This window comes from Polynucleobacter sp. AM-25C3, from assembly GCF_018882335.1.
Classification (GTDB): domain Bacteria; phylum Pseudomonadota; class Gammaproteobacteria; order Burkholderiales; family Burkholderiaceae; genus Polynucleobacter.
Genome location: NZ_JACVOS010000006.1, coordinates 41,621 through 58,461 on the forward strand (window position 1 = coordinate 41,621; position 16,841 = coordinate 58,461).

The window sequence follows — 16,841 nt, forward strand, 5'->3', positions numbered from 1 at the left end:
TCGAATCTTCGTAGTTGACCTATCAGTCTAGTTATCATGCGTGTCAACTTCATGTAAGTTTTGTGACAATTCGGGTATAGCTGATGATTTAAGCCGTGGAATTGGTAGCTATATACATCTTGGCATCGTCTTCATCAGTATGTAATTCGTAGCCTAGATGACGCATCAACACCAACATATCGTGATTCTCTTTAATTACGAACCCATAAATTTCAGATAAGCCATTTAATCGCGCACAATCCAATATTCCCTGCATCAAATGGGATCCAATGCCTTCATGATGGTAATCATCACTTACCGATAGAGAAAATTCACCTCTAGTGCTATTTGCATCACGAACATATCGTGAAATACCAACCAAACTTTCTGTGGATTCACCCTCCTGCCTAATGAAAGCAGCCAGGGCAAAATCATTGGGATTTGACGCGTGAATAATTTGCTCTAGCAAATCCTCAGGCAGGGTTGACATTGCGTGGGCATATCTAAAATATCGACTTTGAGAAGATAAATGTTGAAATAAATCTAACACTGCCTCCCGATCATCTGGTGTGATAGGCCTAATCTCATACTCTCCACCATGAACCAGTGACCACTTCTTGATGAAGCTCGATTGCAATGCGTTGTTAATCGATATTGTGTCCATTGTCTTTAATCCCCCTCCAAATCCATTTCATGAATATCTTCTGAAATAATCAGATGCGTACCGGTTGCTGTAATGACTTGATCTACCGTTACTCCTGGAGCCAGCTCTCTTAATACCAAACCCTCAGGCGTAGGCTCTATGACTGCCATGTCAGTCACAATCAAGCTTACTGGGCGAGTAGCGGTAAGCGGCAAGGTGCATTCCTGAACAATTTTGTGCGCACCCTTAGCGGTATGTTGCATGGCGACAACCACTTTTTTAGCGCCAGAAACCAAGTCCATAGCACCACCCATTCCGGGTGCCATCTTGCCGGGAATCATCCAATTAGCCAATTTTCCTTGTGCGTCTACTTGCAGACCACCAAGAACCGTCATATCTAAATGTCCGCCGCGAATCAATCCAAATGAGAAAACAGAATCAATTCTTGCGGCCCCTGGTATCGCCATTACTGGAGTGCCTCCAGCATCGGTTAAATCATCATCCTCCATACCCTCAGGAGGACGCGCTCCAAGTCCAATGAGGCCATTTTCTGACTGCAAAAAGACGGTCATATTTTTTGGTAGGTAATTGGCTACTTGGGTAGGCAGTCCTATTCCCAAATTCACCAACATGCCGTCCGATAATTCCTTGGCAACACGCCTGGCAATTATTTCATTAGGGGAAAGTGTAGTCATGATTAATTGCTTTCCTAGTGGTGCTTGTGAGGCATTGAAATCAGTTCGGTCACAATGGCTCCGGGTGTGATGACATCATTTGGAGAAATCATGCCAACGGGAACAATTTCATTGGCCTCACACAACACTACCTTGGCAGCCATTGCCATGACTGGGTTGAAATTGGTCGCAGTGAGTTGATAGGCCAAGTTACCGAGATAGTCAGCTTGATGTGCGTGGATAAGTGCAAAATCTGCAAATATCGGCAGCTCTAATAACCAATCCTCCCCATCAATATCGATGACTCGCTTACCCTCTTCAACTAGTGTGCCGATGCCAGTCTGGACCAATACGCCCCCCCAAACCAAATCCTGCTGCACGTATCCGTTCCGCTAAATTGCCTTGAGGCACTAAATCAACAGTAATGTCTTTGCTAAACATTTTGGCCTGGGTTTCTGGATTTAAGCCAATGTGACTAGCAATGACGTGCTTTACTTGGCCGGTGGAAATCAGTTTTCCAATGCCATAGTTTGGCTTACCCGTATCGTTAGCTATAACGGTTAAGTTAGATGTGCCAGCCGCTACCAAAGCGTCGATCATGCGATGGGGGGAGCCGATTCCCATAAAGCCACCAATCATTATGGAGGCGCCATTAGGGATAAGCTCAACTGCTGCTTCAACTGAAATTGCTTTTTTCATAATGAATTACTGTTCTTCCGCATGGTGATGACCCAGATTAAGTCTTTGAAAAATCTCTTCCTCTAAGGGGCTCTTCCCATCAGGAACACCATGCTCTGCTCTCAACTGATGTATGTGCCCTCTCAGTAGGATGAGGCCTTTTAAGGTGGCTAACTTATAAAAATGCTCATGATCATCCGGTAGATTTTTTTCTAAGAGTTCATCAACAACATCGACTCGCTCAAGATCGACATTTAAAAAATAAGCCAATCTCACTATCTCCTTATTAAGCTCATGAATATCTTCATTTAATCGCAGATCTTCTAATGCACTTTCGGGAAGCATGGCTATGCCACTGCATGGCAACCGCCATCCACATAAATCGTTTGCCCTGTCATACCACTAGAGCCATCGTCACATAGGAAGGCCGTTAAATTAGCAACCTCCTCCGTGGTGACCAACCTACCTAAGGGTGCTTTTTCAATAGCATGCTTCATAAGGGCATCAAATTCTTCAATACCAGAGGCGGCACGGGTCAGGATGGGGCCTGGAGATACGGCATGAACGCGGATCTTTTGTGGCCCCAATTCCAATGCCATGTATCGAACCAAAGATTCTAGCGCCGCTTTTACCGGACCCATTAAGCCGTAATGAGGAACCGCTTCGTCAGCACCGATGTAAGTCATCGTTACCATGCTCCCCCCATCCATCATATGCGGAAGGCATAAATGGGCAATCTCCGCAAATGAATGGCAGGAGACTGCCATAGCCCTAGAAAAGCCCGCACTAGAGCTATCAATGACCTTGCCATGCAAATCTTCTAAAGGAGCCCACGCGATGGAGTGAACGATAAAATCAAATTTACCAAGACGTGTCGCTGCTTCATCAATGAAATTTTTTAACTGCTCAGGATCTTCCACATTGCAAGGCTGAACGGAAATGTCCACCGCTAATAAACCCGGGGAAACAATGTCATAAGCTTTTTGGTTAAGGCAAGAGGCTGTTACAAATGCGCCATCTTCACCCAGTTTCTTGGCAACAGCATATGCAATGCTCTTGTCATTAGCTACCCCAAAAACAATTCCTTTTTTACCCTTAAGCATCTTCATTTCCCGAAAAATTACCAACGGTTCATATTGCAGGTGCAATATGACAATATGAAGGCTGATTAAGCTAATCAGACATGCTCTATTGACCCAAATCAAACGCCCCAGTCATTTCTAACTGGGGCCATAGACCTAAAGCCGACAACTAATGCTAAGTGAATTACTTTTTAGCAGCTACACGCTTAGTAGCAGGTTTTTCAACAGCAACATCTGTTCCAGCAATCTGATGAATTGCTTGGTCTGCATTGTCAATGGCATTATTTACTAACTTGCGACCCTCTTTAAATGCTTTGGTACCTGCATCAGATATATCGCGCACTACTTTCGCCAATTTATCGCCACCAATAGGCATCTTCTGCTCAGCATCATCGAGCCAGTCAGATAACGAATCTCGCGCCTTATCTAAATGCTTTTCAGCCTTGTCAGCAACATCATTACTCAAGTTATTTAATAAAGTTTTAGCTTTTTTATGGTAAACAACCATTCGTTTTCTGGCTTCTACAGCAGCACTCTTTTGCAGCTCATCCAATTGCTTTAAGTCATTCTGGGCAGCGCTCTTAGCCAAATCCATTGCATGTGTCACATGAATGCGCAACTCTTCGGCATGGTATTCGCCTAACTGTTTTGCTGTATCCAATAATTGATGTGAAAGCGAAAATAGCTCTTCTGCTTTTTGTTTATTCCACTCATGCATATCGATCTTTTTCATTTACTGCTCCTTATATTGAGGGTCAATAGATCCGTCTAATTCAACAACAATTTGACTTAATATAAGGTTTTTTCATGACAGTATTGTCACAAAACAAATATTTATTCAGTCTTGGGACTACCTCCAATGATCAGAATGGAGGATCTACAAAATAGTAGATTTTTTACAATCTGAATTTGGATCAGGCTTCTGCTGTGATGCGCGCTCAGCCATTAGCTCAAAACGCCTAGTGGCACTATTTTCTAGAAAATGCTTAATCAAAAAAAGTGGAATAGCTGTCTCCAGCTCAAAAGTAGCGTGGTGCTTAAAACGCGTGCCATTTTTCTCAGGCTCAATCACCCAACTCCCTTTATAGGCCTTGGCATCTCCTTCAAGCTGAGTAAATTCGAGTCGTCTGGGTGACACCTCTGAAAACTCAAGAATTGAGCGTAGGTTAATGGGGAAAAATAATACCCTCTCCTCTACGACTCTCTCGACTTGAACCTTATTGCCGACACGATCAATGACCTTTGACTCTCTGATTCCCGGAATAGTTTTGGCGCCCTCATAATCAGTTAAAAACGCATAGGCCTCACACTCGTTAACAGGTGCAATATAACTTGCTTGAACTTGAAAACCGGCGCCAGATCTACCTACAAAAACCTGTAAATCATAGGGAGTAGGCTCAGCTGCAACACAATATGTTTGAATAATTGCCAGAAGAAGTGAGCAAATAATCCCTTTAGCAAAAATAATCATCAATGCTCCGAAGTGTTTATTGTGGCTTTGATTTTGAAGGTCTATTGTGACTATTTGAGGGCACTGCAATGGGCTGAAGCTTCACCAATCAGTTTGATTAAACTAATCCACTGCCAAAATGATCCGCCACCCAACTCTCCCAACCGAATATCAAAGTGACTTGCTATTCACAGCATCTTTAAATGCTGAGCCCGCTCTAAACTTGACTGATCTGGAGGCCTGAATCTGTACCGAGGCACCAGTCACCGGGTTTCGACCCATCCTCGCACTACGCTCACAAGGGGCAAAAGAGCCAAAACCAATGATTTGAACAATTTCATCGTTTGAAACGCTATGTATCACATGCAGGATGAAAGAATTTAAAACACGCTCGGCTGCAAGCATTGAAATATCTGCGCCTGCTGCAATTTTCTCAATTAATTCAACTTTATTCATATCAATGTAGATCAATTCGTTTATTTATGAATGAAATTTAGCATGAATAAATTACAAGAAAAAATTACGCATCATCTAATTGTCACAATGGAATGCAAGAATACGCACATGCCTTGGCTCCACAAAATGAAGGAGTGCCTAGATGCAATACCAAATCATCCCATTAGAAATTGGCTCCATTGTCGATAGAGAAGTCTTCCAAAACAGCAATATGGAAATTAAATGCGGTCTAGTTTGGAAGCTAGGCTCTGTGGTCACCGATTTCAAACCTAGTTTTTTAAAAAATTATGATCCGGATATTGGCATCTGCATTGCTGATATTAAAGGCGCTCATATTAGCGAAACCTACAATGGTGAAAAGGTCATCTATTTTTCACAAACTGTTCCAGAAGCAATGGAAGAGGAGCTCACCGATATCTTTTACGGTATTTCAAGAAAATTCTCCGGCCCCTATCAAGATATTTTTCAAGATTTAGAATGGCAATTGGTTCGATCAGAATCTTTTATATTTGGGCAACTGGAAGTGAAAGAAATAAAAGATCCCTACTTGTCTTACAAGTAATTGCCCACTTGCCTTTTGAATCTAGTAAATCTCGGGCTAATTGTGACGTATTTAAGTATTCTTAAATTTAATCATCATTCATCAAATTGCCACAATTATCCTGCAATATGAAGTGGCTTTCTAAATGAAGCTCCTTTGTCATTACGACTTATCCCAGCTTCGGCTGGGATTTTTTTAGACTGGCATTTATGAAATTGAACAGCGGTGATCCAAAAGCCTTGGTTGAACCTGAATATAAGCCAGACTCAATCCCTGAGAAAAAGATAATTGAAAAAAAGCAGGGCAAGACACGCTCCAACCTAGGAAAAACATTGGCCGAATTAAAAAATGGCATGTATAGGCTAGAGCGCCTGCCCGAAGACTGAAAAAGCCAAGCTAGCTATGGTTTATATGCCCATCTCAGATTGAATGAATCCACAAACCAGAAGATTGAATGGCGCCGGATGGCCTGAGTCTGCAACCTCAAGCGTACTGAGCTTAGGAATAATGCTTCTAGCCTCTTCAACCCGCTGCTGGGTGCATATTTTGGATTGCCCCCCGTAGATCAGCCCCACCCTACCCTTGTAACCCTCTAATGCTTCGTGGAAATTCATGCCCCAGACATCAGCGCGGAAGGAAAGGTCAAAATGTCCCGGGGACTGAACACCTGAAATTGCCCTCTCATCCACTTTGAGATCCTTAGCCAACTGTCGCACCTCTTGAAAACCTACATCATTTTTCATGGACTTATATAGCGAGTATAGGGATGTCCAATTCACAGTTAAGGCAATATCATTAAGAATGATTTCGAATATTTTTTTACCAAATATTTGAGTCAAGTACATCGCCAAGACCCCACCCATACTAGTTCCAAGAATGGTCAGCTTCGGGCGCACCTTATCATTGGTCAAGATAATTCCACGAATCAACTGATTAATATCGGAAAGGTATGAGGACATCTTGTATGTATCAACATCATCGAGATGATCGGACTCACCCCTACCGGAAAGGTCGATGCTAATGACTTTGCAATTTTTAAATTTCAAAAAATAAGCATGAATCACTAAAAATGTTTGTTTGGTTTCCAGCAATCCTGGTAAACACAATAAAACATTCTCTGCATCCACATCACCTGAAATTGTGTAGGCAATCTTGCGTGATTTGTCACCATCCAGGATCTCAAAATAACGTGTTTCTGGCGCGGTACTCTCAACCCCTTTAGCTGCTGGCTGAGATTTAAATGAGGCACCATCAGGAGGCGTTACTTTCGAAGCGGGCTCCAGAATGATGACATCGCCACCCTGATCATTGGACGTCAAATGCTCTGGAGGACGCATACCAGAAGACTGGTCAGATCCAAAAAAATCGGACTTCATATTTCGCAACAGATCAAAAAAATTTCTTTTCATTCAGTAATATCTAACTATAAGTATTTGGGGATATAAACCAAGTCTATCCACTGTATAGAGTCTTGATGACAGTAATAATTAAAATGCACCAGATTGTGAAATGACTCGATCAAGCCACTTTTTGCGGGGTGCGCATTCTTGGCCTTGTTAAAGCCTACATGTCCATACTACTAGCCCTTGGGCATTCTCGTATGTTTATATTTTTGAGAATTATTGCTGATTCAACAAGGCCACCATGGCTGCTTCATCAATGACTGGGATACTCAGTTCTTCTGCCTTGGTGAGCTTGCTGCCAGCATCTGCACCAGCAACCACATAGTCGGTTTTCTTGGAGACTGATCCAGCGACTTTAGCGCCTGCTTTTTCAAGGAGATCTTTAGCCTCATCCCTTGTCATGGTCGGGAATGTGCCTGTGAGTACAAAGGTTTTTCCAGCGACTGCTGCGCTGATAATTTTTTCCTCTACAGAGAGTTGCATCCCTGAAGCCAGGAGTTGCTCAATCACCTCGCGGTTATGTGCCTCCTCCATAAAGCTGGTGATGGAGTCAGCCACTACAGGGCCTACGTCTTTAACGGTGAGAAGGTCTTCGAGTGTTGCATCCATGAGGGCGTGCATTGATTGATAGTGATTGGCTAGATCTTTTGCAGTGGTTTCACCCACATGCCGAATACCCAGTGCAAAGATAAATCTAGCTAAGGTGGTATTTCTGGATTGGTTAATTGCTGCAATCAGGTTGTCAGCTGACTTATCACCCATACGCTCTAGGTTAGCTACAGCAGTAAAGCCCAGGCGATAGAGATCAGCTGGCGTTCTAACTAGATTTTGATCTACCAACTGATCCACAATCTTTTCACCTAAGCCCTCAATATCCAATGCACGTCTATGTGCAAAATGAATTAATGCCTGTTTACGCTGGGCGCCGCAGAACAAGCCACCGCTACAGCGAGCAACCGCTTCATCCGCCAAACGTTCAATATGCGAATCACACACTGGGCAACGGGTAGGCATGACGAACTCTGATGCATTAGCTGGTCTACGATCTTTGACTACAGAAACCACTTCTGGAATGACATCTCCCGCTCTACGTACTGAAACGGTATCGCCAATACGGACATCTTTGCGTTTAACTTCATCCTCATTGTGCAAGGTAGCGTTAGTAACTGTGACGCCACCTACCTCTACTGGAGCCAATCTAGCAACTGGCGTGATGGCGCCAGTGCGGCCTACTTGTACATCAATACCGAGGACGGTTGTTAAAGCTTCTTGGGCTGGGAACTTGTGAGCCAAAGCAAAGCGTGGTGCCCTGGATACAAATCCGAGTCTTGCTTGTTCTGCAAAAGAATTGACTTTGTAGACCACGCCATCAATGTCGTAAGGCAAAGAATCGCGCTTAGCGCCAACTTCGTTATAGAAAGCCAGAATCTCTTCGACTGATTTGAGAACGCGGCGCTCCGAACACACTGGCAAACCCAGTTTGACGTAAGCATTTAGCAAATCTTCATGGGTTTTTGGCAACCAGGATTGTGGCTCCAATGCCCCAAGTCCATAGGAAAAGAACGATAGGGGTCTCTTGGCGGTGATCTTGGAATCGAGTTGGCGCAAACTTCCTGCCGCAGCATTACGAGGGTTGGCAAACTCTTTCTCACCCAGTGCTGCAGCCTGCTCATTCATCCTCTGAAAGTCTTTGAGATACATAAAGACTTCTCCACGTACCTCTAATACAGCAGGAATATTGTCCCCGGATAGTTTTAGCGGAATGGCACGAATGGTTTTGATATTGGCAGTGACATCTTCACCACTAGCCCCATCACCACGCGTAGCAGCCCTCACTAAGGAGCCGTTCTCATAACGAAGGGATATTGCTAGGCCATCAAATTTAAGCTCGCCAGCGTAATCCACTTGCTCAACATGCAGACCTTCACGGCAGCGGCGATCAAAAGCAATGAGTTCTGCATCTTCAAAAGCGTTGTTTAAGGAAAGCATGGGTACTACATGAGTAACCGAATCAAATTCTTTGAGTGCGCTACCGCCCACTCTTTGGGATAACGAATCAGATGTGATCCATTCGGGATGAAGTGCTTCGATCTCGATGAGCTCTCGGTACAGGCGATCGTACTCGCTATCAGGAACTATGGGGTTATCAAGAACATAGTAAGCATGCTCTAAGCGTGCTAACTCAGCTTGCAAGAATGCGTAGCGATCCGCTAAATTTGTCGGACTAGAAGACGACAAAGTAATTCCTTAACTAAAGAGTCTGCTGGCAGTAGAAGAGCCTGCTGAAACGCCGCCCCTCTCGAGATTGGCGTACAAGCCATCTAGATGCTGACGAATGCTAATCACAGCGGCTTCAGTCAGATTGATGCCATTGTCATCAACTAGACGACCGTGAGCTGATTGGGCGATTTCAATACCCTCGCCCAGCATGCGCTCAAATGCACGCTCATCATGCGATACCAAGGGCACCTCAAGCAATAAAGTGAGTTGTTTAACAGGTGCGTTAGGATCAATCTCAGCGCTAGTAAAAATTAGTGCGCCATTGCTAAAGAACTCATAGGCACGGCCATTACGAGACAGTCTAAATCCTCTTTTGCGCATCAAGGCATCGAAGTTAGCACCAGGAGTTTCCTCATCAAATAGCACATTGATGCTCAATTGAATATCACTCTCAGCTGCCATGGCATCAAGCTCTTTGGCGCTCTCTAGCATTGTGTTTACACTCGGCATATCAATCTGGGAACCCAATGTTTCTGCAAGCGCTTGCGCGCGTGAACAAAAATCAGATAGCTCCAGTACGCCAATGGGTCCGCGACGGCTAGCTAGCTGAATTGCCAATTGCAACTCGGAGTAAGTGGCCTCGGAACGCAATGTCTCCCAATCCTCAGCCGCGTCGACATCAGCATTTAAGCCTTCGCACATCCAGCGTGCGGTTGAAGTAGCAGGAACATCATTCCATGCATTGATCTCTTCTAGAATTTCAGCGCCACTAATGCTTTCATCAAAACGTAGCGTGATGACGCAATCAATCCGAGGATCAATTGAAAAACTTTCTGGGACAGCAGGGGTAGAGAATCCAGCATCCCCAAAGGAAGGCTCAGCCCTATCCTCGGCTTCAGCAAAACCTTGGCCAAAGGAAGGCTCTCTTGAAAAACGATCGTCTGTAGAAATGTCACTATCTTTTGCCTTACGGCGTGCGCGAGCGTATTTGACATTCACTATAGCCACTGATATCAAAATCAATAGACCAATTACAGCCAAAGCGAACTGCAAGTCAGACAAACCCAACATTGTCATGATTTGCTCTAGATCCACTTAAGCTGCCTCCACCATGGATACCGCCGAAGAAATATCCACCGCCACAATACGGGATACACCCTGCTCTTGCATGGTGACACCAATCAACTGATGAGCAATTTCCATAGTGATCTTGTTATGTGAGATGAACAAAAACTGTGTCTTGCCTGACATTTTGGCCACTAGCTGCGCATAACGCAAGGTGTTTGCATCATCCAATGGTGCATCAACCTCATCCAATAAGCAGAATGGCGCAGGATTCAGGAGGAATAAGGAGAAGACCAGAGCAATCGCGGTCAAGGCCTTTTCGCCACCAGAGAGCAAGTAAATAGAGCTGTTCTTCTTGCCTGGAGGCTGAGCCATCACTTGTACGCCAGCATCCAAGATCTCTTCACCAGTCATCACTAACTCCGCATGACCGCCACCAAAAAGCTCAGGGAATAGTTTTCCGAAATGGATATTGACCTGATCAAAGGTGCCTTGCAAGAGATCACGGGTTTCCGCATCAATCTTCGCAATTGCATCTGTCAGAGTCTGCATGGCTTCATTCAAGTCGGCTGACTGTGCATCCAAGAATTGCTTGCGCTCACGTGAGCTAGAGAGTTCGTCTAAGGCAGCCATATTGACCGGGCCTAAAGACTGAATCTCATTACCCAGACGAGTCACTTCGCTTTGCAAAGCGCCTACCTTGAGGTCTGGGCTAAAGTTTGCTTCTAGCGCAGTTAAGTCTGCTTCGGCATCTGACAGCAAAGTTGCAAATTGTTCAAAGTTCAAGCGGGCAGCTTGTTCACGCAATTGCAAGTCGACAACCTTGTCACGCATTGGCTGAAGGCTGCGCTCAATCTGCATACGCACTTCATCGGCTTCGCGCAATTGATGTAATAAAGCATCTTGCTCTGTGCGCGCGTTAGCTAAGGCGGCTTCGCGAGCACTGCGGGCAAGTAATAGGCCCTGTAATTTCTCTTGCGCCTCTTCATCACTGAGAGTTTCAAGCTCTTGTTCTGAAGTGGCTTGCTTATCTTGAATCTCCATGATCTGCACGCGAGCAGTACTTTGATCGCGTTGCAAGTCAGCAATACGTTGCTGCAAAGAGCGAGTTGCAAAGGCTGCCTCTTGAGCTGACATTTCAGAAGAACGTAAAGATTCACGCAGGCGATCGCGCTCTTGCGTGGCTAACTCGAGTTTTTCTTGAGCAATGGCAAGATTTTCTTGCAAGCCTTGCTTAGATTCTTCTGACTGAGCGAGCTCTTCTGAAGATTGTTCTTGAGTTTGACTCAACTGCGCCATCTGCTGACGCAACTCACTTAACTCACCCTGAATTTGTTCGGCGCGCTGGCTGTACTTTTCTTGAGCTTGAGTTAACTGCATTCTTTCAACTTCAAAACCGTGCACTTCTTGAACTGCTTGTTCAGCATAGATGCGAGTTTGCTCAGCAGCCTGATGGGCGGCTTGGTAATTGGCAACGCATTGATCCAATTCACCTTGCAATTCACTTTGAATGAGTTTTTGCGCACGCAATTGCTTCTCGAGACCTTCCATCTCTTGTGCACGTGCCAACATACCAGCTTGCTCGGAGTCTGCTGCATACAGCTGAACACCAACGCGGCTGACTAAATGGCCCTGTTGAGTGACGAATGCACCACCTGCGGGTAACTTTTCACGGCGATGCAGTGCATCTTCCAAGCTATTGGCAATGTAAATGTTGTCCAGCCACTCTTGCAATACAGCAGCAACGCGCGGTGCGCCCGCACTTTGTACGCGAGTGAGCAAAGTAGTGAAGTCTGCCGGCACCGTAGTGTGCGCAGGAGAAATGTCTTCAGTCAACAAAATAGCTAAACGGCTTGGAGGCGCATCATTAGCCAAGGCTAAAGTTTCTTGAACACTCTTGGCCGTAACAGCAGCTAAACGCTCGCGCAGCACTGATTCCAAAGCAGCTTCCCAACCGGTCTCCACTTTGAGCTCTTGCCACAGACGCTTGCTCTCTTTTAAGCCTTTGCTCTCAAGCCATGGACCAATCTTGCCCTGAGCCTGAACGCTTGCCTGCAATGCAGTTAAGGCTGTCAGCTTGGCTTCGGTTTGCGCCAATTCTTGATTAGCAGCCTGAATCTGTTGTTGTGCGGTATTACGCGCTTCATCGGCAGCTGGCACGCGTTGTTGTGCATCACCTGCTTTTTGTCTTGCTTCGTCAACTTTACGCTGCGCCATAGCATGACGATCAATCGCCGTTTGCAATGCTTCAGCATCAGGTCTACGCATACCAGCAAGCTCAGCTTCAAGACGTGTATCGCGCCCTTTGAGCCCTTCTAGTTGAGCCAAGATTGCTTTAACGCGCTCGCCCAAACTGGCTAAACGCTGGTCAATCGTAGCGAGGTTCTCACGGGCATCATTGAGTTCGCGTGCATGAACTTGATAAGCCTCTTCGCGAGCTGGCATTTGTTCTTGCAGGCCAGATAAATCCGCTAACAATGTTTGTTCTTTTTCGGCAGCTAAGCTCAGTTCGTGCTCAGCAGTGCGCTGCGCTTGAGCAGCATCTGTCTCTTGAACAGTCCAGCGCTGTAACTGAGCCAATAAATCTTGTGATTGCTGCTGTAGACGCTGACGTGCTTCTTGCACGTAACGAATTTGTGATTCCACTTGGCTCACATCAGCATTGGTTTGATACAAATCGCCTTGAGCTTGAGAAACCTTGTCTTGCAAAGCGTACTGTTCGGTGCGCATGGTTTCAAGTTCAGTTTCAGCATGACGCATTTTTGCAGTCTGCTCTTCTAAACTCACTTGAGTATCACGAATACCATTGGCATGGCGCTCTTGCTCTTTGCCAGCCTCGGTCTGACGCACAAACCAGAGTAACTGTTGTTGTGACTTCATTGCAGTAGAAAGTTCTGCATGACGCTCGGCGACAGTAGCCTGCTTCTCTAAACGAGTCACCTGCTGATCTAACTCACGCAGAATATCTTCAACGCGAACTAAGTTCTCTTTGGTATCCTCAAGACGGGATGCGGTTTCTTTACGACGCTCTTTGTATTTAGAAACGCCGGCAGCTTCTTCCAAGAAAACACGGAGTTCTTCTGGCTTAGCTTCTAAGATGCGGTTGATTGTGCCCTGTCCAATAATGGCGTAACCTCTTGGACCCATACCAGTACCCAAGAAAATATCTTGAATATCTTTACGGCGCACGACTTGGTTATTCACGTAATAACTAGAGTTGCCATCACGCGTGAGAACACGTTTGATGCCTAATTCTGTAAAAGCACTCCACTGACCTTGAGCGCGTCCTTCTGAATTATCAAAAATGAGTTCAACGCTGGCACGACCTGAAGGCTTACGTAAACCAGAACCGTTAAAAATAACGTCCTGCATCGATTCGCCACGTAACTCACTGGCACGAGACTCACCCAAAACCCAGCGTACAGCGTCAATAATATTCGACTTTCCGCAACCGTTAGGACCCACAACACCGATCAATTGACCTGGCATTTCAAAATGGGTTGGATCGACGAACGACTTAAAGCCGGAAAGTTTGATGGATTTCAGTTGCACGGCGTACTTTGCAGGGAAAAAAGGGGTTCAAATAAGGGGGTAAAAATTAATACTAAAGTGGGAAGATGATAGCAAGCTTAGGGCTCCCCGCACGGGTTTTTGCCCCACCGATATAATGATAAATCGACATCCAGGGCCAAAACCCCTTAACAATCTGATAGTTAACTGAAAAGTATGAGCCAATCACCACAAAGCATCATCGAACAAGCCTGGGAAAACCGCGCAAACCTGTCTCCTGAGGCCGTTTCCGCTGAAATCCGCAATGCCGTTAGCGCGGTCCTCGAAGGCCTTAATACGGGCGATATTCGCGTGGCTGAGCGCCGTAGCGTCGGCAAATGGGAAGTCAATCAGTGGGTCAAAAAGGCAGTTTTGCTGTCTTTCCGCCTAGAGGACAATAAGCCGATGGGTGCTGGTGGCTATACCCAGTTCTACGACAAGGTGCCTAGTAAGTTTGAAAACTACACCGCAGAAGACTTCGCCAAAGGTGGCTTCCGCGTAGTTCCCCCTGCCATAGCTCGTCGTGGCTCATTTATTGGCAAGAATGCCGTTCTAATGCCCTCTTACGTCAATATTGGCGCTTATGTAGGCGAAGGCACCATGGTTGACACTTGGGCTACTGTAGGTTCTTGCGCTCAAATCGGTAAAAACGTTCACCTTTCTGGTGGAGTCGGTATTGGCGGTGTTTTAGAACCAATTCAGGCTGGCCCCGTCATTATTGAAGATAACTGCTTTATTGGCGCCCGCTCTGAGGTTGTCGAAGGCGTAGTCATCGAAGAGAACGCCGTACTCTCCATGGGCGTGTACATTGGTCAAAGCACCAAGATTTATGACCGCGAGACTGGTGAAGTGCATTACGGCCGAGTACCAGCAGGTTCAGTTGTCGTTCCAGGCTCACTTCCATCTGCTTGCGGCAAGTACAGTCTCTACGCTGCGATCATTGTGAAGAAAGTGGATGCTCAAACTCGAGCAAAGACTGCGATTAACGAACTCTTACGCGATTAAGCCAAACCTATGAGCGCCACCCTTGAGCTAACTGAAGCCCTCATCTCCTGCCGCTCGGTAACCCCGGCGGATGGCGGTTGTCAGGAGCTTATTGCTGAGCGCCTGCAAGCGATTGGCTTTCATACTGAGAGTGTTATCAGCGGTCCTGAAAGTTTCCAGGTCACCAATCTGTGGGCAATCAAAAAAGGTAGCACTGGCGATCAAGGCAAAGTCTTGATGTTCGCCGGCCATACTGATGTTGTCCCCACTGGCCCGCTTGAGAAGTGGACCAACGATCCATTTACTCCAACCATTCGGGATGGCATGCTCTACGGTCGTGGCGCTGCGGATATGAAAACCTCTCTTGCAGCCTTTGTCGTTGCAACAGAAGAATTTGTTGTTACCCACCCTAATCACAAAGGCTCTATTGCCTTTTTGATTACGAGCGATGAAGAAGGTCCCGCAAACGATGGCACGGTCATCATGTGTGAACGTTTGCAAAAGCATGGTCAGCGCTTGGACTACTGCGTCATTGGTGAGCCAACTTCAGTAGATCAATTGGGCGACATGATTAAAAATGGTCGTCGCGGCTCCCTCTCTGGGAAGCTTCACATTAAAGGCATTCAGGCACATATTGCCTACCCACATCTTGGCAAGAACCCGATTCATATTTCTTCGCCAGCGATTCAGTCGCTTGTAGAAACCGAATGGGATAATGGCAATCAATACTTTCAGCCTACGAGTTTTCAGATCTCTAATATCCACGCAGGCACTGGTGCCAATAATGTCATTCCTGGTGAACTCAGTATTGACTTTAACTTCCGTTTCTCTACTGAGAGCAAGCCAGAAGAACTGCGTAGTCGCCTAGAGAAAATCCTTACTGACGCAGGTCTTGAATTTGAAATTGATTGGGTCTTAGGTGGAAGCCCATTTATTACGGGTGACGGTGCCCTTGCTGGCGCACTACGCAAAGCCATCAAAGCGGAAGCCAAGATTAATACAGAACTTTCCACCACTGGTGGGACAAGCGATGGTCGTTTCATCGCCAAGATCTGCAAAGAAGTAGTGGAATTCGGGCCACTCAATGCCACGAGTCACAAAATCGATGAGTGCGTCATCGTTGATGATGTCGTGCCACTCAAAAACATCTATCGCAAAACTCTCGAGCAGTTGATTGCTTAATTCATTCATATAAGCCTCATGGACCCTGCGCCTCAGCAATCTCTTACGCTTGATCAATGCATTGATCAGATCGCCCAACGACTTGAAGCTGCGGATTTACATTATGGCCATGGCGCCATTGATGCCCAGAGCGAGGCCTTATGGATCGCCAGCAAACAACTGGATCTCAGCCCTACTGATGCGCTAGATCACCTAGACCAAACTATGGGTGCCCAGCAAATTGGCAAGGCATTTGAAATTACAGAAACCCGCATTTCCACTCGCAAGCCTTTAGCCTATATTTTGGGCGAAGCTTGGTTAATGGGTGTGCCTTTTTTCTCCAGCGAGCAAAGCATTGTTCCTCGCTCATGGATCGCTGAGTTAATTGTGGATGGCTCACTAGAGTCTTGGCTGCCTGCCGATGGCAAAGCGCTGGATCTGTGCACTGGCAATGGCTCTTTAGCCGTTTTACTGGCTATGACTTGCCCAGATATTCATGTGAGCGCCTGTGACATTAGTCTGCCGGCCCTAGCGGTAGCCGCACGCAATCTTGATCGCCATGGCCTGACTTCACAGATTGAGCTTTTTGAAGGTGACCTTTGGGAAGCGTTGCCAGAGCCGCATGATGACAATCGCTTTGATCTCATTATCTGTAACCCGCCTTACGTTAACGCCAACTCCATGAATGCATTGCCAGCTGAATATCATGCAGAGCCTGCTCTTGCATTAGCTGGTGGTGACGATGGTATGGATCTGATTCGCAAAATCATTGCCGGCGCCCCTGACTACCTCTCTGAGCGTGGCGCCATTCTGATTGAGATTGGCAATGAGTATGAGCACTTTAAAAAAGCGTTCCCCCAGATTCCAGCAATTTGGATGGAGGTCTCTGCTGGGGATGAGCAGGTGTTACTTATTCAAGCCGAGGACCTGCGCTAAGCAGCCATCTAAAGACTTAG

18 protein-coding genes are annotated in these 16,841 nt (G+C 46.1%); 5 read left to right on the forward strand and 13 right to left on the reverse strand.

Features of this window, described 5'->3' with window-relative positions:
• Positions 1 to 88: 88 nt before the first annotated feature.
• The 9 genes from ICN12_RS05510 to ICN12_RS05545 form a co-directional block, all read right to left on the reverse strand.
• Complete coding sequence (locus ICN12_RS05510) at positions 89 to 643, reverse strand: GNAT family N-acetyltransferase (protein ID WP_216271372.1); 555 nt, start codon at positions 641 to 643, stop codon at positions 89 to 91.
• Positions 644 to 648: 5 nt separating this feature from the next.
• The gene (locus tag ICN12_RS05515) at positions 649 to 1,317 is read right to left on the reverse strand and encodes a 3-oxoacid CoA-transferase subunit B (RefSeq protein WP_216271374.1); all 669 of its coding nucleotides are present in this window, start codon (positions 1,315 to 1,317) and stop codon (positions 649 to 651) included.
• A gap of 14 nt (positions 1,318 to 1,331) precedes the next feature.
• On the reverse strand, positions 1,332 to 1,646 hold the full coding sequence (locus tag ICN12_RS10885) for a CoA transferase subunit A (protein WP_255537708.1): 315 nt from the start codon (positions 1,644 to 1,646) through the stop codon (positions 1,332 to 1,334).
• The gene (locus tag ICN12_RS10890) at positions 1,615 to 1,995 is read right to left on the reverse strand and encodes a CoA transferase subunit A (RefSeq protein ID WP_255537709.1); all 381 of its coding nucleotides are present in this window, start codon (positions 1,993 to 1,995) and stop codon (positions 1,615 to 1,617) included. Before ICN12_RS10890 ends, ICN12_RS10885 begins: the two co-directional genes overlap by 32 nt.
• Positions 1,996 to 2,001: 6 nt before the next feature.
• Positions 2,002 to 2,319, reverse strand: coding sequence for a hypothetical protein (locus ICN12_RS05525; RefSeq protein WP_216271376.1), 318 nt, complete (start codon positions 2,317 to 2,319; stop codon positions 2,002 to 2,004).
• A gap of 2 nt (positions 2,320 to 2,321) precedes the next feature.
• Positions 2,322 to 3,077, reverse strand: a complete 756-nt coding sequence (locus ICN12_RS05530; protein WP_216271528.1) for an enoyl-ACP reductase FabI — start codon at positions 3,075 to 3,077, stop codon at positions 2,322 to 2,324.
• Positions 3,078 to 3,240: 163 nt separating this feature from the next.
• Positions 3,241 to 3,789 (reverse strand): hypothetical protein, encoded by a 549-nt coding sequence (locus ICN12_RS05535; protein ID WP_216271378.1) that lies wholly within the window; start codon positions 3,787 to 3,789, stop codon positions 3,241 to 3,243.
• Between the two features lie 144 nt (positions 3,790 to 3,933).
• Positions 3,934 to 4,527: an SRPBCC family protein gene (locus ICN12_RS05540; RefSeq protein ID WP_216271381.1), complete on the reverse strand. Its 594-nt coding sequence runs from the start codon at positions 4,525 to 4,527 to the stop codon at positions 3,934 to 3,936.
• Positions 4,528 to 4,677: 150 nt separating this feature from the next.
• On the reverse strand, positions 4,678 to 4,962 hold the full coding sequence (locus tag ICN12_RS05545; protein WP_216271383.1) for an HU family DNA-binding protein: 285 nt from the start codon (positions 4,960 to 4,962) through the stop codon (positions 4,678 to 4,680).
• A 142-nt stretch (positions 4,963 to 5,104) separates the two neighbouring features.
• Here ICN12_RS05545 and ICN12_RS05550 point away from each other — a divergent pair, with 142 nt between their 5' ends.
• Together ICN12_RS05550 and ICN12_RS05555 are read left to right on the forward strand one after the other, a co-directional pair.
• Positions 5,105 to 5,524 (forward strand): hypothetical protein, encoded by a 420-nt coding sequence (locus ICN12_RS05550; RefSeq protein WP_216271386.1) that lies wholly within the window; start codon positions 5,105 to 5,107, stop codon positions 5,522 to 5,524.
• A 188-nt stretch (positions 5,525 to 5,712) separates the two neighbouring features.
• On the forward strand, positions 5,713 to 5,889 hold the full coding sequence (locus tag ICN12_RS05555; protein ID WP_216271387.1) for a hypothetical protein: 177 nt from the start codon (positions 5,713 to 5,715) through the stop codon (positions 5,887 to 5,889).
• 21 nt (positions 5,890 to 5,910) lie between these two features.
• Here the strand turns inward: ICN12_RS05555 and ICN12_RS05560 are convergent, their stop codons facing one another.
• The 4 genes from ICN12_RS05560 to smc form a co-directional block, all read right to left on the reverse strand.
• Positions 5,911 to 6,912: an alpha/beta fold hydrolase gene (locus tag ICN12_RS05560; RefSeq protein ID WP_216271389.1), complete on the reverse strand. Its 1,002-nt coding sequence runs from the start codon at positions 6,910 to 6,912 to the stop codon at positions 5,911 to 5,913.
• 210 nt (positions 6,913 to 7,122) lie between these two features.
• Positions 7,123 to 9,144: an NAD-dependent DNA ligase LigA gene (ligA, locus tag ICN12_RS05565; protein ID WP_216271390.1), complete on the reverse strand. Its 2,022-nt coding sequence runs from the start codon at positions 9,142 to 9,144 to the stop codon at positions 7,123 to 7,125.
• Positions 9,145 to 9,153: 9 nt separating this feature from the next.
• Positions 9,154 to 10,221, reverse strand: coding sequence for a cell division protein ZipA C-terminal FtsZ-binding domain-containing protein (locus tag ICN12_RS05570; RefSeq protein WP_370624946.1), 1,068 nt, complete (start codon positions 10,219 to 10,221; stop codon positions 9,154 to 9,156).
• Positions 10,222 to 13,743, reverse strand: coding sequence for a chromosome segregation protein SMC (gene smc / locus ICN12_RS05575; protein WP_216271393.1), 3,522 nt, complete (start codon positions 13,741 to 13,743; stop codon positions 10,222 to 10,224).
• A 174-nt stretch (positions 13,744 to 13,917) separates the two neighbouring features.
• Here smc and dapD point away from each other — a divergent pair, with 174 nt between their 5' ends.
• Genes dapD through prmB form a run of 3 tightly spaced genes read left to right on the forward strand, consistent with a single transcriptional unit; the run spans position 13,918 to position 16,821 of the window.
• Positions 13,918 to 14,745, forward strand: a complete 828-nt coding sequence (dapD, locus tag ICN12_RS05580; protein WP_216271396.1) for a 2,3,4,5-tetrahydropyridine-2,6-dicarboxylate N-succinyltransferase — start codon at positions 13,918 to 13,920, stop codon at positions 14,743 to 14,745.
• A gap of 9 nt (positions 14,746 to 14,754) precedes the next feature.
• The gene (gene dapE / locus ICN12_RS05585) at positions 14,755 to 15,906 is read left to right on the forward strand and encodes a succinyl-diaminopimelate desuccinylase (RefSeq protein ID WP_216271398.1); all 1,152 of its coding nucleotides are present in this window, start codon (positions 14,755 to 14,757) and stop codon (positions 15,904 to 15,906) included.
• A gap of 18 nt (positions 15,907 to 15,924) precedes the next feature.
• Positions 15,925 to 16,821, forward strand: a complete 897-nt coding sequence (gene prmB, locus ICN12_RS05590; RefSeq protein ID WP_216271400.1) for a 50S ribosomal protein L3 N(5)-glutamine methyltransferase — start codon at positions 15,925 to 15,927, stop codon at positions 16,819 to 16,821.
• The last annotated feature ends 20 nt before the right edge of the window (positions 16,822 to 16,841 follow it).

What these genes read in the sequence shown, in the direction of transcription:
- ICN12_RS05510 (WP_216271372.1), bottom strand. Translation starts at nt 643, where the DNA reads ATGGACACAATATCGATTAACAACGCATTGCAATCGAGCTTCATCAAG.
- ICN12_RS05515 (WP_216271374.1), bottom strand. Translation starts at nt 1,317, where the DNA reads ATGACTACACTTTCCCCTAATGAAATAATTGCCAGGCGTGTTGCCAAG.
- ICN12_RS10890 (WP_255537709.1), bottom strand. Translation starts at nt 1,995, where the DNA reads ATGAAAAAAGCAATTTCAGTTGAAGCAGCAGTTGAGCTTATCCCTAAT.
- ICN12_RS05525 (WP_216271376.1), bottom strand. Translation starts at nt 2,319, where the DNA reads ATGCTTCCCGAAAGTGCATTAGAAGATCTGCGATTAAATGAAGATATT.
- ICN12_RS05530 (WP_216271528.1), bottom strand. Translation starts at nt 3,077, where the DNA reads ATGCTTAAGGGTAAAAAAGGAATTGTTTTTGGGGTAGCTAATGACAAG.
- ICN12_RS05535 (WP_216271378.1), bottom strand. Translation starts at nt 3,789, where the DNA reads ATGAAAAAGATCGATATGCATGAGTGGAATAAACAAAAAGCAGAAGAG.
- ICN12_RS05540 (WP_216271381.1), bottom strand. Translation starts at nt 4,527, where the DNA reads ATGATTATTTTTGCTAAAGGGATTATTTGCTCACTTCTTCTGGCAATT.
- ICN12_RS05545 (WP_216271383.1), bottom strand. Translation starts at nt 4,962, where the DNA reads ATGAATAAAGTTGAATTAATTGAGAAAATTGCAGCAGGCGCAGATATT.
- ICN12_RS05550 (WP_216271386.1), top strand. Translation starts at nt 5,105, where the DNA reads ATGCAATACCAAATCATCCCATTAGAAATTGGCTCCATTGTCGATAGA.
- ICN12_RS05555 (WP_216271387.1), top strand. Translation starts at nt 5,713, where the DNA reads ATGAAATTGAACAGCGGTGATCCAAAAGCCTTGGTTGAACCTGAATAT.
- ICN12_RS05560 (WP_216271389.1), bottom strand. Translation starts at nt 6,912, where the DNA reads ATGAAAAGAAATTTTTTTGATCTGTTGCGAAATATGAAGTCCGATTTT.
- dapD (WP_216271396.1), top strand. Translation starts at nt 13,918, where the DNA reads ATGAGCCAATCACCACAAAGCATCATCGAACAAGCCTGGGAAAACCGC.
- dapE (WP_216271398.1), top strand. Translation starts at nt 14,755, where the DNA reads ATGAGCGCCACCCTTGAGCTAACTGAAGCCCTCATCTCCTGCCGCTCG.
- prmB (WP_216271400.1), top strand. Translation starts at nt 15,925, where the DNA reads ATGGACCCTGCGCCTCAGCAATCTCTTACGCTTGATCAATGCATTGAT.